This is a genomic window from Celeribacter baekdonensis, assembly GCF_003047105.1.
In the GTDB taxonomy this organism is placed as follows: Bacteria; Pseudomonadota; Alphaproteobacteria; order Rhodobacterales; family Rhodobacteraceae; genus Celeribacter; species Celeribacter baekdonensis_B.
Genome location: NZ_CP028475.1, coordinates 1,890,532 through 1,906,612, shown reverse-complemented (window position 1 = coordinate 1,906,612; position 16,081 = coordinate 1,890,532). Strand labels below are relative to the sequence as shown.

Below are 16,081 nucleotides of genomic sequence, written 5' to 3'. Positions count from 1 at the left end.
GCCGATGGACGCGCGTCTGGTGATCGAAAAGCTGCGGGACAAGAGAGATCTGACCCAAGACGAGCTGGCTTGGTTCGCCCAAGGCCTGGCCTCAGGTGCGGTCACCGATGCGCAGGCTGGGGCCTTTGCCATGGCCGCGCTTTTGAACGGCATGTCTGATCCCGAACGGGTCGCTTTGACGCTTGCAATGCGTGACAGTGGTGAGGTGATGCGGTGGGATTTGCCTGCGCCTGCGATTGACAAACATTCGACCGGGGGTGTCGGCGATTGCGTTTCCTTGCTGCTCGCTCCCGCCTTGGCCGCTTTGGGGGCCTATGTGCCGATGGTGTCGGGCCGGGGCCTTGGCCACACTGGCGGCACATTGGACAAGCTCGAAGCCATTCCGGGCCTCAAAACCGAAGTTTCCGAGGCGCGGTTTCATCAGATCGTCGAACGGGTCGGCTGCGCGGTCGTCTCTGCCACCGGGTCGATCGCTCCTGCTGACAAACGGCTCTATGCCATTCGCGATGTCACCGGCACGGTCGAGAGCATTGATTTGATCACCGCTTCGATCCTGTCGAAAAAACTCGCCGCCGGATTGGATGCCTTGGTATTGGATGTCAAATGCGGTTCCGGCGCCTTTATGAAAACCCCAGAGGATGCGCGTGCTTTGGCGCAAAGTCTTGTGACCACGGCCAACGGGGCTGGGTGCAAAACCTCCGCGCTGATCACCGATATGAACCAACCGCTTTGCCCGGAGATGGGCAATGCATTGGAACTGATGACGGTGATGGAGGCGCTGACCTCGGGCGAGGTGGACAATATCCTGTGTGATGTCACCTGTGCGCTGGGTGGGGAATTGTTGGTTCTGGCGGGATTGTCCGATGACGTGGATCAAGCCACTTGGGCGGTTCGCGGCACGCTGACCGATGGGTCCGCCGCCGAACGGTTTGGTCGCATGATCACCGAATTGGGCGGCCCAGCGGATTTTGTCGATCATTGGCGGGACCGCTTGCCGTCGGCGCCGATTGTGCGGGATGTGCAGGCTTTGACGCCCGGCTTTGTGGGGGTCATGGATGGTCACGCCTTGGGTATGGCTGTGGTGCATTTGGGCGGTGGACGCCTTCAGGGGGGCGAAAAAATCGACCCGGCTGTCGGCATTTCCAATTGCTGTATGATCGGCGATGAGATGGTTGAGGACGCTTTGATTGCGACGATTCATGCGCGTACCCCGCAGGACGCCGACCGGGCCGAAGCCGCCATTCGCGCCGCGATCCCGATCACGGACGAGGTGCCTGATGAGCCGCCATTGGTTTACGAGAAGGTAACAGTATGACACGTGCATTTTTAATTGTGATGGACTCCGTGGGCCTTGGCGGGGCGCCGGATGCGGATGCGTTTTTTAACGGAGATTTACCGGATGAAGGTGCCAACACCATCGCCCATATCGCGCAGGCCTGTGCCGAGGGGCGCGCCGAGGAGGGGCGCTCCGGTCCGCTGCACATCCCGCATTTGGATGCGCTTGGTTTGGGGGCCGCGATGGGGCACGCCAGTTCCGATCCTGCGCCGGGTCTGACCTCCATGCCAGAGGGGCTATATGGCGTTGCCGCAGAGGTCTCGCCGGGGAAAGACACCCCCTCGGGTCATTGGGAATTGGCGGGGGTGCCGGTGCCGTGGGACTGGCATTATTTTCCGCCGACCCTGCCGTCTTTCCCGCAAGACCTGATGGATCAGGTCGCCGAGCTTTGTGGGGCGGGCGGTACTTTGGCCAATTGTCATGCCTCAGGCACCGAGGTGATCAAAGACTGGGGCGCAAAGCACATCGAGACCGGGTGGCCGATTTGCTACACCTCCGCTGACAGCGTGTTTCAAATCGCCGCTCACGAAGAGCATTTCGGCCTCGATCGGCTTTTGAAACTTTGCCAAGACATCGCACCGGTCCTACATAAAATGAAGGTCGGCCGTGTCATAGCGCGTCCTTTCCGAGGTACGGTTGAGGACGGGTTTTCTCGCACCGGAAATCGGCATGACTACGCCATTGCCCCACCTGCACCAACGCTGTGCGATTGGGCGAAAGCGGCGGGACGGTCGGTTTATGCCGTTGGAAAGATTGGAGATATTTTTTCGATGCAGGGCATTGATGAGGTCCGTAAAGGCACGGATGCGGTGCTGTTTGATCATCTGTGCGACGTGATGGACGAGGCCCCTGACGGGGCGTTTGCCTTTGCCAATTTTGTCGAATTCGATAGCCTCTATGGTCACCGTCGTGATGTTTCCGGCTATGCCCGTCATCTTGAGTGGTTCGATGCCCAAATGGCGCGGCTTTATAAGCGCGCCCGTGAGGGCGATCTTTTGATTTTCACCGCCGATCACGGCAATGACCCAACCTGGCCCGGCACCGATCACACCCGCGAACGGGTGCCGGTTTTGGGCTATGGTTTGGGCGTGAAACCCATTGGCAAGGTGGCCTTCACCGATGTGGCGGTCTCCATTGCCGATCATCTGGGTATTGCCGCCCAAGGCCCCGGAAGGAGTTTTCTGTGAGCGTTTCTGATCTGCCTAAAATTGAGCTGCACATGCATCTCGAAGGCGCTGCCCCGCCTGCGTTTATCCGTGGCTTGGCCGCTGAGAAAAAGACCGATCTTTCGGGCATTTTTGATGACAAAGGGGCCTATAAATACAAAGACTTTTGGGATTTTCTCAACGTCTATGAGGCGGCGACATCGGTGTTGAAAACGCCGCAGGATTACTACCGCCTGACCCGCGCCGTGCTTGAGCAAAGCGCGGCCTCGAATGTGATCTACACCGAAAGCTTTCTGGCCCCGGATTTTTGCGGTGGTGGCGATGTGATGGCGTGGCAGGATTATGTTGCCGCGATCAAACAGGCCGCCGATGAGATGGAACGCGAGGCGGGGATCGTGATGCGCGCGATCCCAACCTGTGTGCGCCATTTTGGTCCCGATCAGGCCAAGAAAACGGCGCTTTGTGCGGCGGAAACTGTCGGCGGATTTGTCACCGGTTTTGGCATGGGCGGTGATGAGGCGATGGGGGCGCAGGGTGATTTTGCCTACGCTTTTGACATGGCGCGCGAGGCGGGGCTGCGGCTCACGTCCCATGCGGGCGAATGGGGCGGGCCGGACAGTGTGCGCGATGCCATACGTGATCTCAAAGTCGAACGGATCGGTCATGGTGTGCGCGCGATCGAAGACTTGGCTCTGGTCGATGAGATTGCCGAGGCAGGCATTGTTTTGGAGGTCTGTCCAGGATCGAATGTGGTGCTGGGTGTCTATCCAAAATGGTCGGATCATCCGATTGCTGAGCTGCGCAAACGCGGCGTGAAAGTCACCATTTCCACCGACGATCCACCGTTTTTCCACACCACGATGCGACGTGAATTTGACCGTTTGTCCGAGACCTTTGGTTGGGAGGCCGAGGATTTCATGGAATTGAATAGGGTTGCGCTTGAGGCAGCCTTTTGTGATGACGCGACCCGAGAGGCCGTTGCTAAAAAACTGGAGCAAACCAATGCTTGATCATCTGACCGTTGTGACCCACCCGCTTGTGCAGCACAAACTGACCATCATGCGCGACAAGGACACGTCGACAGCAGGGTTTCGGCAGCTGTTGCGCGAGATTTCTTTGCTCTTGGCCTATGAGGTCACGCGCGAATTGGAGATGACAACCAAGACGATCCAAACGCCGGTGATGGAGATGGATGCGCCGACGCTGGACGGTAAAAAGCTGGCGCTGATTTCGATTCTGCGCGCAGGCAATGGGTTGATGGACGGCATTCTCGAATTGATCCCCTCGGCGCGCGTGGGCTTTGTCGGGCTCTACCGGGACGAGAAAACGCTTCAGCCGGTCGAATATTATTTCAAAGTGCCCGAAGATTTGGGTGATCGCTTGGTCATCGCGGTTGATCCGATGTTGGCGACAGGCAATTCATCCGTGGCGGCGATTGATAAATTGAAAGAGGCAGGCGCGACGAACATCCGGTTTTTGTGCCTTTTGGCCGCCCCGAAGGCATCAAACGCATGAAAGAGGCGCATCCTGATGTGCCGATCGTGACAGCGGCTGTGGATAAGTGCCTCAATGACCATGGATATATTGTTCCCGGGCTAGGGGATGCGGGCGATCGCATGTTTGGCACAAAATAAGCGATTTCCCCCCTTAACAGCGAATCGCTTCTGGGGTAGGCTGTGCACAATATCTTGTGTGGGGCCAGATAATGCAGGCTTTGAGAACGATTTCCGTCGCGGCACTGATCGCGATGTTGGGTGGGGCAAGCCTCGGTGTCTTGGATGCCGAGGCAAATGCGCTTTTTACGGCGGATGAACCTGCGGAATTCCCGCCGGTCGCCTTTAAGGGCACGCAATTTGTCGACAGCCGTGGGTGTGTCTATGTGCGCGCCGGATATGGCGATGGGGTGCAATGGGTGCCCCGCGTCAGCCGGGATCGCCGTGTGCTCTGCGGGTTTAAGCCGACGTTTGATGCGGCCACGCATAAGCTGCCCGTGATCCCAGATCCGGTTGAGACCCCTGCAAAAACCCAAGTTGCCGCGGTCGCTCCGGCGAAGCCTGTCACCCCTAAAACGTCGCTCAAACCTACGGCCCCTGTGCCCATGGCGACGGCCGCTGTCTTGCCCAAGGCGACGCCGAAAGTGGCGATGCCTGTGACGCAAGCCATGCAAAAACCGTCTTTGCCATCGTTGGATCGGTTGGTCGGCAAAGCTGTTGGGGATCGGGGGTGCGTGGCAACCATGTCCGGCGGCCAATTGCGCTGCGACACGGGCGAAGTGGAATATATTCTCAAACGTCTGCCTGCGGGTGTGACGGTACGGACCGCAGATGGCAGCCGCAGGACCTTGACCGAGCCGACATTGGTCCGCATTCCAGTGAAGAAAGCCCCGGTGATGGTGGCCCCGGCACCAACCTATGTGGCTGCGGTGCAAGCGCCGATGATGATGGCCACTGCTGCCCCCGAAATGATGGCCACGCAATGCGCGGGGCTGAGTGGCAATGCCGCGCAATATATGAACTCGGGCGGGCGCTATGCCGTGCGCTGTGGTCCGCAAGCTCAGCATCCGTCCGCCTATATTCAGAACCGGGCATCGACCCGCCTTTCGACCCAAAATTCCAATGCTGTTCAGGTGGCGCGTGCGGCGGGGCTTGATCCCTACGCTTTGCCGCAGCCTGTATCCGTCGGACTGCCGGATGGTTATACACGGGCATGGACGGATGGACGTTTGAACCCCAATCGTGGGCCGCTCACCGCACGGGGCGATGTTCAAATGGCACAAGTTTGGACCCAGACGACCCCTGCCTATGATCTGTATGCGCCGCGCAAAAAGACATTTTGGGAGTGGCTGTTCGGATCGCCGTTTAAATCCAAAACCACGACACAAGTGGCGCGTGCGCCAATGACGCAGACCTATGTCGCGCCGACCCGCGTGTCGACCAAATCTGTGGCACCAAACCGGACACCTACGATTGCGGCGCAACCGCAAGCCGTACATCCCGGTTTACGTTACGTTCAAGTGGGTACATTTGGTGTGCCTGAGAATGCCGAACGCTCAATCGCGCGTTTGTCGTCCATGGGCTTTCCCGTTTCGTCGCAAATTTTAACACGCAACGGGAAGCCCCTTAAGATTGTTTTGGCCGGACCGTTTGCCCGGCCTGAACAGACCCTGTCCGCTTTGGCGTCAGTCCGCGGGGCTGGCTATGGGGACGCATTCGCGCGCAAATAGCGTTGAGTTAACGAGGCAGAACAATAATAAAAATAAAAAGAAACCCTCGCATTTGGCGGGGGTTTTCTTTTGTGACACGCTGTTAACGACTTATGTGACAGGAAATTAACCCTTTGTGACAGTCGGTTAACCTCCACAGACCCCTTGCAGTGCCACCCAGTCGCCATCGGATAAGACGGGTCGGGTCTCGGTGATTTGAACGCCATCGGCCTCGATCAGCGGCAGCACGGTTTCGCCAGTGATGTCGAGCGCATAGGCATAGGGCGCGCTGTGCACTTGGGTCCGGGCGAATTGCGCGATGAGCGGTTCCATGTCAGGGTCCGTCATGGGCGCGGTCAACAGGCTTTCGGCATGGGCGTCAAGCACCTCTTCCGACAGGTGTCCTCGGGTCAAAAGCCGGATTGAGGCCATCAATCCGGCCTCATGCAAGAGACGTTCAAGCGGATCTTCTTCGGCGGCGCGTTCGAGTTCTGCAAGCACATAACCGGCCACAACATCCGGGTTTTCGTGATCCTCGACCAGGGCACGGTTCAACAGCAGGATGCCGCCGGGCAGGTGTTGAGACACGGCAACGCCACTGGTTACCACCACAATTTGTCCACCGCCCTTGGGGAACAGCCGGGTCTTCAGTCGCTCAAGCGCGCGCGCACCATGGACGGTATCGCAGGGCGCGCCGGAGAGGCGGCGGATGCGGTCCAATAGCCCAGCACCAATCTCGGCTCGGGTTACAGTTGGCACGATAGACACGGTTTGACGGATGAGCGCGCCGGGAAGCCAAAATAGCGCCAGCCCGACGGCGGCCAGAGCAACGCCGGCATAGATCGCGCCGCGCAGGCGGCCCGGATGCGGGCGGGCGCGATCTATAGCGCGGTGGATCCGCCCGATGGCCTCGATCATCAGTTCATCGTCGATTTCGACCTGTTCATCGGTGTCAGGTGCGGGGGCAAAGGTGACAGGGCGTTCGCCGGGGGCGAGACCCGAATGACCGCAGGCAAAGACCAATGGGTCAAGACGCGGCCTTTGATGTCTGACAAGGTCAGCGTTGCCTCGCCGACAGACACAATCACCTCAACCCGCTGGGTGTCTCCCTCGGGTCGCCACAGGGCGCTGGCTTCGAGCCGGTCGAATTCGGTGAGCGCGATCATGCGCGAGCTGCTCTTTCATTATATCTCTTGGTGGCAATCTATCGCGGTTTGTTGGGGGCGACAATCACTCCGGCCCAGGTGGGATGCAAAACCACCATAGCTTTTGTGCGGCTCCGGGGGGATTTGCGCATTTCGGGATTCAGAAATGCCAAAAACCGTATAAAGTGGCGCTATGATTATCTCATCTGGCCGAAAGTATATCTTTGTCCATATTCCCAAAACCGGGGGCACGGCGCTGTCGCTGGCGTTGGAGACGCGTGCGATGGCGGATGATATTCTGATCGGGGACACGCCAAAGGCTCTCAAACGACGGGCTCGGGTCAAATCGCTGTCGGCGCAGGGGCGATTGTGGAAACATTCCCAACTTGCGGATATCGAGGGTATCGTGGCGCGCGAGGCGTTGGGCGACTATTTCATTTTTACGCTGGTGCGGAATCCTTGGGACCGGATCGTGTCCTATTACCATTGGCTTCGTACGCAACAGTGGGATCATCCGGCGGTGCGTTTGGCAAAGGCGTCCGATTTCACGACGTTTCTGAATGCGCCCGAAACGCTGCGTGCTCTGTCTGTGCCGTACCGGTCCTATATGACCGATGGGGCGGGGGGTGAACGGGCTGTGCTATATGCCAGGCTTGAGGCATTGGAGGCGGATCTTGCGCCACTTTGGGCCCATCTTGGGTTTGACCTTTCTCCGATTGAGCGGGCGAATGCCTCGATGCGGTCGCGCGATTTTCGCGGGTTTTATTCGGATGAGGATGCGCAGACCGTGGCTCGGATAGCATCCGAAGATATTGCCCGATTTGGCTATGAGTTCGCGCCCTCTGCGTCGCAAATGTGACTGGAGTTGGACGCTTTGGTGCGCCGATGGGGGACCCTGCGACGGAATAGGCCGGACATCGTGGTCGAATCGTCTTAAATTTTAAATGCTTTTTTCTGGGGAAAGCTGCGCAAGGGCCAAGACTGCTTGGGTCATCGCGTGGCCCGGACAAAAAACTTAAGAAACTGTTATCAAAACCGTGAACAATTTACGCAAATCACGCAGATTTATGCGTGTGTCGGGATTATGCCTCATTTGTGTCCCAAACAGGCCGAACTGTGACCGCACCCCGCAGGCTTTCTCTCTTCACTGCCAACGGAGACCTCGGGCTGCCACCCAATAAAGAGGCTCCAAGACAAGGGGATGACGCCATGAAAATGCTGGGACAGATGTTTCAAAAGAGCTTTGTTCGCGATGCCCACGGACGTTCGGGGGCGTGGGATGGCGCATTTCATGGGACGGATCTTTTGTCCTCTGGTTTGGTGGCAGGCACACAAGTGGCCACACAACACGGGTGGCGCAATGTTGAGGCGCTGCAGCAAGGCGATCAAGTCCTGACCTTTGATGCGGGCCTGCAACCCCTGTGTCGCATTTCGCACTCCTGGAGCTTTGCCAATCATGGCACCACCCCAAAGTGTCATTGGCCGCTGTTTGTGCCTGCGGGTGTCTTGGGCAATGAGGCGGCGATGACGCTTTTGCCGGAGCAATCGGTGATGGTTGAATCCGATCTGGGTGAGGCGATGTTTGACGATCCGTTTGTTTTGATCCCGGCGTTGGCCTTGGAGGGCTATAAGGGCGTTGAACGCCGCAACCCGCACAGGCCGATTGAAGTGGTTGTGCTGCATTTTGAAACGGAGCAGTTGGTTTTTGCCAATGTTGGCGCACTGTTTCATTGCCCGGCAGACCATCACACCACGATTTTGGGATTGTTGGATGAGACTGACGATGCGGGTGGCTATGAGGTTTTGTCCATTGCCGTGGCGCAGATGTTGGTGGATGCGATGATGGATGAAGATCATTTGGACGCCGAATGGCTGCGCGCGCAGCCACAACGGCAACGACAAGAGGCGCGTTACGCGATCTAAAGCATCACGCCTTTCACCTGAGACAGGAGAAAGGCATGACGCTACCAGACGTATCAATGTTATGACGGAACGCTTTAATCTGAGGTGCTGCCGTGAAAAAGCCCGTGCGAGGGAAACCGCATGGGCTTTTCGTATTGAGGCGCGGGATCTGATCCAGCGATGCGTCACGGAGTGACAGCACACAAAAGGCCCTCCCCGGCAGGGAAGGGCCAAGAGTGATTAAAGCGTGATGTCGGTGGTCTTTGCTTAGGCGGCTTTGCTGTCCACACCAGCGCCGAAGCGGCCGTAGAAAGACTGACCTTTTTCGGCCATCTCGCGCAACAGGGCCGGGGTTTCAAAGCGCGGGCCATGGGTGGCTGTGAGGTTGTCACAGATTTCAACGGCTTTCGCCGCGCCGATGATGTCGAGCCATGCAAACGGACCACCGGACCATGGCGCAAAGCCCCAGCCCAAGATCGCGCCGACATCGCCTTCGCGGATGTCGGTCAGCACGCCGTCTTCGAGCGCGCGCACGGCCTCAAGAACCTGTGCCATCATCAGGCGGTGTTGGACTTCGTCGAGTTCGGGCTGGACATCCGCCACCGGGTATTCGGCGGTGAACCCGTCCCAAAGCATGCCGCGTTTGCCTTTTTCGTCGTAGTCATAAAAGCCCGCGTTGGATTTTTTGCCCAAACGGCCCTGATCGAACATCCAAAACACAACCTCGTCCACCGCCTCGTCCGGGTAATCGTCCCCCATGGCGGCTTTGGTGGCTTTGGCGATTTTGACGCCGAGGTCGATGGAGGTTTCGTCGATCAACTGAAGCGGCCCAAGCGGGAACCCCAGAAGTTTCGCGGCATTCTCGATCAGCGGCAAGTCTACGCCTTCGGAGGCCATCCGCACCCCCTCGTTGATGTAAGGGATGATACAACGGTTGGCGTAGAAAAAGCGCGCGTCATTAACGACGATCGGGGTTTTGCGGATTTGTCGCACGAAATCGAGCGCCTTGGCCACGGCCACATCGCCGGTCTCTTTGCCCTTGATGATTTCGACCAAAAGCATTTTGTCGACCGGGCTAAAGAAGTGGATGCCAATGAACTGATCCGGGCGCACAGAGGCCTTGGCCAGCTCGGTGATCGGCAGGGTCGAGGTGTTGGAGGCAAAAACACAGTCCGGGCCAACAATGGCTTCGACCTTTTTGGTCATTTCCGCCTTGACGCCGATGTCCTCAAACACCGCTTCGACGATCAAATCACAGCCCTTGAGCGCGTCCAGATCGGTGGTGGCGGTGATGTTGGCCAACACGGCCTCTTTCTTTTCCGGCGTCACTTTTTTACGGGCGATGCCTTTGTCGAGGATGCTTTCGGACAGCGCTTTTCCCTTGTCGGCGGCCTCCTGTTTTTGGTCGATCAACACGACCTCAATGCCCGCATTGGCGGAGACATAGGCAATCCCCGCACCCATCATGCCCGCGCCCAAAACGCCGAGTTTCTTGACTTTTTGATCGGCCACATCCGGGCGGTTTGCGCCTTTTTCCAAGGCCTCTTTGTTGATGAACAGCGATCGGATCATGTTGGAGGACGATGGGTTCATCAACACGTTGGTGAACCACCGCGCCTCGATTTTGATCGCCGTGTCAAAGGGCACCATCGCGCCTTCATAGACCGCCGAGAGCAACGCTTTGGCCGCCGGGTAGACGCCCATCGTGTTGCCATTGACCATCGCAGATGCGCCGACAAAGGTCATGAAACCCGCAGGGTGATAGGGCGCGCCGCCGGGCATTTTCCAACCCTTCGCATCCCATGGTTTCAGGATGTCCGCGTCTTTTGCGTTCAAAACCCACTCTTTGGCTTTGGCCAGCACCTCGGACGGCTCAACCACCTCATGCACGAGGCCTGTGGATTTGGCTTTGATCGGGTCCAACATCCGACCTTCCAACAGGATAGGTGCCGCCGCCATCGCGCCCAAAAGCCGCGACACGCGTGTGGTGCCGCCCATGCCGGGGAAGATGCCGACCTTGATTTCTGGCAGGCCGATTTTGGCCTTTGGATTGTTGGCCACAAAGATGCGGTGCGTTGCCAAAGGCAATTCCAAGCCAATGCCAAGCGCCGTGCCGGGCAGGGCGGAGGCAATCGGTTTGCCGCCTTTGTTGGTTTTCGGGTCCATCCCCGCGCGTTCGATTTTGCGCAGGATGGCATGCATCGACATGATGCCTTCAAACAGACCTTTTGCAGGCTCGGCACCGGCATCATCGCGCATTTTGGCGATGATGTTCAAATCCATGCCACCGGCGAAATCCGCCTTGCCGGAGGTGATCACGATGCCTTTGACGGCTTCGTCCGCCAGCGCCTGATCGACACAGTCGTTCAGCTCAGCGATGCCCTCAATGGACAGCACATTCATGCTTTTGTTGGCGATGTCCCAAGTGATGACGGCCACGCCGTCGGCGTCTACGGAATAATGAAAATCGGTCATGTGTCGTCCTCCCCTTACATGCGTTCAATGATGGTGGCGGCGCCCATGCCGGAGGCGATGCAGAGCGTCGCAAGGCCTGTGCCTTTGCCGGTGCGCTCCAATTCGTCCAACATCGTCCCGATGATGATCGCACCTGTCGCGCCCAGTGGGTGACCCATGGCAATGGACCCGCCGTTGACGTTGACTTTGCTTTCATCAACGTTGAACGCCTGCATAAAGCGCATCACCACGGCGGCGAAGGCTTCGTTGACCTCAAACAGGTCGATATCTGAGATCGACATGCCACTGTCGCGCAGAATTTTCTCGGTCACGGGCACGGGGCCGGTCAACATGATCGTCGGATCGGTGCCGATTTTCGCTGTCGCACGGATGCGGGCGCGAGGTTTGAGGCCCCATTTCTCACCAAACTCTTTATTGCCGATCAGAACAGCGGCGGAGCCATCGACAATACCCGAGGAGTTGCCCGCATGGTGGATGTGGTTGATCGCCTCAAGATGTGGGTATTTCATCATCGCGATTTTATCAAAACCGGGCATCACTTCGCCCATGTCTTTGAACGAGGCTTTGAGATTGCCAAGCGCTTCCACCGTGGTGCCGGGGCGCATATATTCGTCGTGATCAAGGATGGTCAGGCCATTGATGTCTTTGATCGGGACAATGGATTTGGCGAAACGGTTGTCTTTCCACGCCGCCTCGGCGCGGTCTTGCGACAACACGGCCAGCGTGTCGGCCTGTGCGCGGGTAAAGCCATATTCGGTGGCGATGATGTCCGCCGAAATACCTTGTGGGACGAAATAGGTTTTCATCGCCAAGGACGGATCGACGGCGATTGCTGCGCCATCCGACCCCATCGCAACCCGGCCCATCATTTCAACGCCACCGGCAATGTACCCCATGCCCGCGCCGCCTTTGATCTGGTTGGCGGCGATGTTCACCGCCTCCATGCCAGAGGCGCAAAAGCGGTTGATCGCCAGACCCGGAATGGATTGATCCAGATCGGAGGCCAAAACGGCGGTCCGTGCCAAACAGCCACCCTGTTCGCCGACCTGCGTCACGTTCCCCCAGATCACATCCTCGACGGCATGACCGTCCAACCCGTTGCGCTCTTTCACAGCGTTCAGGATTTGCGCGGACAGGCGCACGGATGTCACCTCGTGCAGGGACCCGTCCTTGCGCCCCTTGCCGCGCGGGCTTCGCACGGCGTCATAAATATATGCGTCAGTCATTCAGATCCTCCACTCGTCGTCACTGGGCCCGGTCCATAGGGGAGCCGGGCATCATATCATAAGGGTGTTTCCAGCCGGGAAGCGTTTCGATCCGTCCCAGCCAAGCGTCAATATTGGGCCAATCGGCCCGCACAAACCCAAAGGGTTCGGGGTAAAACAGGTAAGAACAGCAGGAAAAATCCGCGATGGTCGGGCCTGTCGTGCCCGCAACCCAATTGCGATCTGCCAAAGCGCCGTTCAGGGTGACATAGACAGATTTCAGCCGGGCTTGCATAAAGGTGATGACCTCGTGTGGCCGTTTGTCCTCGGGCACAAAGTTCATCAAAAATCGGGTCATGCCGACTTGGGATGACATTTTGTGGTTGTCCCAGAGCACCCAGCGCAACACTTCGCGCTGCTCGGCCTCATTCGCGCCGCCAAATTTCCCGGTCCTTTTGACCAACTCTCTAAGGATCACGCCCGATTGGGTCAGGACCAAATCTCCATCGACGTAGACCGGACATTCGCCCATCGGATTGAGCGCGCGAAACGCCTCGCCGCGCGATTCGCCGTTGAAAAAGTCAACATAGACCGGCTCCCAAGGCAGCTCTGCCAAGGTCAGGGTCAAGGCCACTTTGTAGGAATGCCCGCTTTCACCAAAACAATAGAGCTGCGCCGTCATTTGTTCGATCCTTGTGGTGTCACGTTGATCCAAACATGGGGGCAGGGCGCGCGCATTGCAAAGCCGCGCCGCAGATCGGCTTCATTGCAGGAAAAATACTCACCGCGCAGCAGGGGCGTCAAAACGCAAGCTTTGACAAGGCGCGCGGCGTGGGTCATTTTTTCCTCTTCTCCAAATCTGAATTGAACAACCGCAACCGGTGTTCAAGGTTGTCTTCGTTTATGACGGAGGAGAAATTTTCGAACAGGAAAGACAAAGCCTCTCCCTCGTCCAGCCCAGCCTCCCTCGCGAACCGTTTGAGACGACGATAGCCATCTTCGGTCATAGAAACAGGAAAACGCCGCGTCATTCTAAAGCGCTTGGGCATGGTTACGCTCCGTCATTTGGCCCATTTGGGCAGACAAACAAAAAGACCCCCCGCCCGTCATCCGGGCAGGGGGCCATAGATCAAGGTGACCCGAGTTTAGAACGCTTCGGCGGCCAGCGCCATCACCGGATCGGCACCGGATTCGATGCGTTTCAACAGCGTGCCCGTCATCGGCAGAGACCGGGCCATGTAATAGCGCGCGGTGATCAGCTTGTTCTTGTGGAATTCGGGATCATCGGTGCCATTGGCCAGCGCGGTGAGTGATGTTTTCGCCATCCGGCCCCACATCAGACCAAGGCAGACATAGCCAAACAGATGCATGAAGTCATAAGAGCCAGACAGCGCCGCGTTCGGGTTTTTCATGCCGTTTTGCATGAAATACATGCCCGCGCCCTGAAGATCTTTTGAGGCGGCTTTCAGCGGATCAACAAATTCCGCCATATCACCGTCGCCGTTTTCCTTACAGAAGGTTTTGACCATATCAAAGAAGGCCATGACATGTTTGCCACCGTCCTGCGCCAATTTGCGACCGACAAGATCAAGCGCCTGAACGCCATTCGCGCCTTCATAGATCATCGCAATCCGGGCATCGCGGGTGAATTGGGACATGCCCCATTCTTCGATATAGCCATGACCGCCATAGACCTGTTGCGCGTTCACGGTCGCCTCATAGCCCTTGTCGGTGAGGAAACCCTTGAGCACGGGCGTCATCAGGGAGACCAGACCTTCAGCGGCGGCGTCACCGCCTTTGTGACCCGCATCAATCAGTTGCGCGCCCCAAAGCATAAAGGCCCGCGCGCCCTCGATGAAGCTCTTTTGATCCATCAGGTTGCGGCGAATATCAGGATGCACGATCAGCGGATCGGCCGGACCATCGGGGTTTTCGGCCCCTGTCACAGCCCGCCCCTGAAGGCGGTCTTTGGCGTAGATCACGGCGTTTTGATAGGCGGCTTCGGCTTGGGCCAGACCCTGCATGCCGACGCCCAAACGGGCCTCGTTCATCATGGTGAACATCGCGCGCATGCCTTTGTGCATATCGCCCAAAAGATACCCAGTCGCCTCGTCATAGTTCATCACACAGGTCGAGTTGCCGTGGATGCCCATTTTTTCTTCGATGGACCCAACAGACACACCATTGCGTGCGCCGAGGGAGCCATCTTCGTTGACCAAAAACTTCGGCACGATGAACAGAGATACGCCTTTGATCCCTTCAGGCCCGCCAACGATCTTGCCCAGCACAAGGTGGATGACGTTGTCGGACATGTCGTGATCACCGGCCGAGATGAAAATCTTTTGGCCGGTGATTTTGTAGGAGCCGTCGTCCTGCGGCTCGGCTTTGGTGCGCATCAGACCCAGATCGGTGCCACAATGTGGCTCCGTCAGGTTCATCGTCCCGGTCCACTCGCAGGAGGTCATCTTCGGCAAATAGGTGGCTTTTTGATCCTCGGTGCCATGCACCAAAATCGCCGATGCCGCGCCATGGGTCAGGCCCTGATACATGGTAAAGGCTTGGTTCGCGCCTGAAAACAATTCGCCGACAGCGGTGCTGATCAAATAGGGCAGACCTTGGCCGCCGTAGTCTTCGGGCAGATCAAGTCCCGGCCAGCCGCCTTCTTTGACTTGCTCAAAGGCCGCTTTGAAGCCGGTCGGCGTGGTGATCACCCCGTTCTCAAAGGTACAGCCCTCGGTGTCGCCCACAGTGTTTAGCGGCGCAATCACTTCGGAGGCCAATTGGCCTGCGGCGTCCAAAATGGCTTCGGTAAACTCGCGATCAAGGTCGGCGTAGCCGGGCACCTCGGAGTTCGAGATGTTCAACACATCGTGCAGAACATATTGAATGTCTTTTGTCGGCGCCGTGTAGCTCGGCATGGCTGCTCTCCCTTTGCGTGTCTCGCGAGGTCAGCTTGATTTGGCCTCGCGTATCTGTTTTTCAAGTTCGGTCTCGGCGAACTCAATCTCATGTTCCAAATCGGCCATGACACTGAGAAGCAGTTGCTTTTGCTCCTCCATCCCCGCGAGCTTAACGCGATACGATTTTAACGTTTCGCGTAGCTGCGCTGCCCCTGCGTCTTTCTCTGAGAACAGATCAAGCAATTGCCGGATCTCCTCCAAAGAGAAGCCAAATTTTTTACCCCGCATGATCAGTTTCAAACGAGCCCGATCGCGTTTGGTGAACAGGCGTTTCTGTCCCTCGCGGATCGGAAAGATCAGTTCTTTGGCCTCATAGAAGCGCAAAGTGCGCGGCGTTACATCGAACGCCTCACACATTTCGCGGATGGTCATTACCTCTTTCGTCATCGGGCGGTTTACTCCGTTTCCCGTCAGGGGTGGATGTGATCCACGCTCTGACTGTGGGACGCGCAAGCTCTGCCTTCGCCCCATCCTATTCGCTTCTTGCCCATCTCTTTAATCGAAACGTGGCGTCACTTCCGATCAGGCAGTTTTGCGCGTCGGAGCGTCTCAGTCAAAAGATATTCATTAGGCAGATTGATTGCAAACGGTTTGGGAAATTGATCTGAAGAGCAAGAAAATGTCATGTAAAATAGCGGTAAAAGCGCTTTGGTTTTTATATGGATTCTGCTGCGTGCGACGTTGAGGGGG

Annotated in this window: 15 protein-coding genes and 1 pseudogene; 7 read left to right on the top strand and 9 right to left on the bottom strand. The window is 57.5% G+C overall.

Translation table 11 applies throughout. The features are described from left to right. Positions 1–4 precede the first annotated feature (4 nt). The 5 genes and pseudogenes from DA792_RS12910 to DA792_RS12890 all read left to right on the top strand — a co-directional run bounded on the left by DA792_RS12910 (position 5) and on the right by DA792_RS12890 (position 5,725). Complete coding sequence (locus tag DA792_RS12910) at positions 5–1,315, top strand: thymidine phosphorylase (protein WP_107720291.1); 1,311 nt, start codon at positions 5–7, stop codon at positions 1,313–1,315. Continuing rightward, positions 1,312–2,523 carry a phosphopentomutase gene (locus tag DA792_RS12905; protein ID WP_107720290.1) on the top strand — a complete coding sequence of 404 codons (1,212 nt, stop codon included), beginning with the start codon at positions 1,312–1,314 and terminating at the stop codon, positions 2,521–2,523. The genes DA792_RS12910 and DA792_RS12905 overlap by 4 nt, the downstream gene beginning before the upstream one ends. Further along, positions 2,520–3,512, top strand: a complete 993-nt coding sequence (locus DA792_RS12900) for an adenosine deaminase (protein ID WP_107720289.1) — start codon at positions 2,520–2,522, stop codon at positions 3,510–3,512. Before DA792_RS12905 ends, DA792_RS12900 begins: the two co-directional genes overlap by 4 nt. Beyond that, positions 3,505–4,136: pseudogene (upp, locus tag DA792_RS12895) on the top strand (uracil phosphoribosyltransferase). Before DA792_RS12900 ends, upp begins: the two are co-directional and overlap by 8 nt. Before the next feature lie 71 nt (positions 4,137–4,207). Beyond that, positions 4,208–5,725 carry an SPOR domain-containing protein gene (locus DA792_RS12890; protein ID WP_107720288.1) on the top strand — a complete coding sequence of 506 codons (1,518 nt, stop codon included), beginning with the start codon at positions 4,208–4,210 and terminating at the stop codon, positions 5,723–5,725. A gap of 126 nt (positions 5,726–5,851) precedes the next feature. Here the strand turns inward: DA792_RS12890 and DA792_RS12885 are convergent, their stop codons facing one another. Both DA792_RS12885 and DA792_RS23270 read right to left on the bottom strand, forming a co-directional pair. Further along, positions 5,852–6,622: a hypothetical protein gene (locus tag DA792_RS12885; RefSeq protein WP_368074473.1), complete on the bottom strand. Its 771-nt coding sequence runs from the start codon at positions 6,620–6,622 to the stop codon at positions 5,852–5,854. Next, positions 6,622–6,870, bottom strand: coding sequence for a hypothetical protein (locus DA792_RS23270; protein ID WP_368074472.1), 249 nt, complete (start codon positions 6,868–6,870; stop codon positions 6,622–6,624). The genes DA792_RS12885 and DA792_RS23270 overlap by 1 nt, the downstream gene beginning before the upstream one ends. Before the next feature lie 172 nt (positions 6,871–7,042). Here DA792_RS23270 and DA792_RS12880 point away from each other — a divergent pair, with 172 nt between their 5' ends. Beyond that, positions 7,043–7,708, top strand: a complete 666-nt coding sequence (locus DA792_RS12880) for a sulfotransferase family 2 domain-containing protein (protein WP_107720287.1) — start codon at positions 7,043–7,045, stop codon at positions 7,706–7,708. A gap of 350 nt (positions 7,709–8,058) precedes the next feature. Then, complete coding sequence (locus DA792_RS12875) at positions 8,059–8,772, top strand: Hint domain-containing protein (protein WP_107720286.1); 714 nt, start codon at positions 8,059–8,061, stop codon at positions 8,770–8,772. Between the two features lie 246 nt (positions 8,773–9,018). On the opposite strand, the gene DA792_RS12870 is transcribed toward DA792_RS12875, so the two are convergent. The 7 genes from DA792_RS12870 to DA792_RS12845 form a co-directional block, all read right to left on the bottom strand. Next, positions 9,019–11,226, bottom strand: a complete 2,208-nt coding sequence (locus DA792_RS12870) for a 3-hydroxyacyl-CoA dehydrogenase NAD-binding domain-containing protein (RefSeq protein ID WP_107720285.1) — start codon at positions 11,224–11,226, stop codon at positions 9,019–9,021. A gap of 14 nt (positions 11,227–11,240) precedes the next feature. After that, positions 11,241–12,452 (bottom strand): acetyl-CoA C-acetyltransferase, encoded by a 1,212-nt coding sequence (locus DA792_RS12865; RefSeq protein WP_107720284.1) that lies wholly within the window; start codon positions 12,450–12,452, stop codon positions 11,241–11,243. Between the two features lie 19 nt (positions 12,453–12,471). Then, positions 12,472–13,113, bottom strand: coding sequence for a glutathione S-transferase family protein (locus DA792_RS12860; protein ID WP_107720283.1), 642 nt, complete (start codon positions 13,111–13,113; stop codon positions 12,472–12,474). Beyond that, positions 13,110–13,271: a hypothetical protein gene (locus tag DA792_RS22255; protein WP_159075264.1), complete on the bottom strand. Its 162-nt coding sequence runs from the start codon at positions 13,269–13,271 to the stop codon at positions 13,110–13,112. Before DA792_RS22255 ends, DA792_RS12860 begins: the two co-directional genes overlap by 4 nt. Beyond that, positions 13,268–13,480 carry a hypothetical protein gene (locus DA792_RS12855; protein WP_107720282.1) on the bottom strand — a complete coding sequence of 71 codons (213 nt, stop codon included), beginning with the start codon at positions 13,478–13,480 and terminating at the stop codon, positions 13,268–13,270. Before DA792_RS12855 ends, DA792_RS22255 begins: the two co-directional genes overlap by 4 nt. Before the next feature lie 96 nt (positions 13,481–13,576). Further along, a complete protein-coding gene (locus tag DA792_RS12850) occupies positions 13,577–15,349 on the bottom strand; it encodes an acyl-CoA dehydrogenase C-terminal domain-containing protein (RefSeq protein ID WP_107720281.1) in 1,773 nt (590 codons plus the stop codon). A 30-nt stretch (positions 15,350–15,379) separates the two neighbouring features. Continuing rightward, the gene (locus tag DA792_RS12845) at positions 15,380–15,778 is read right to left on the bottom strand and encodes a MerR family transcriptional regulator (RefSeq protein WP_107720280.1); all 399 of its coding nucleotides are present in this window, start codon (positions 15,776–15,778) and stop codon (positions 15,380–15,382) included. Positions 15,779–16,081 lie beyond the last annotated feature (303 nt).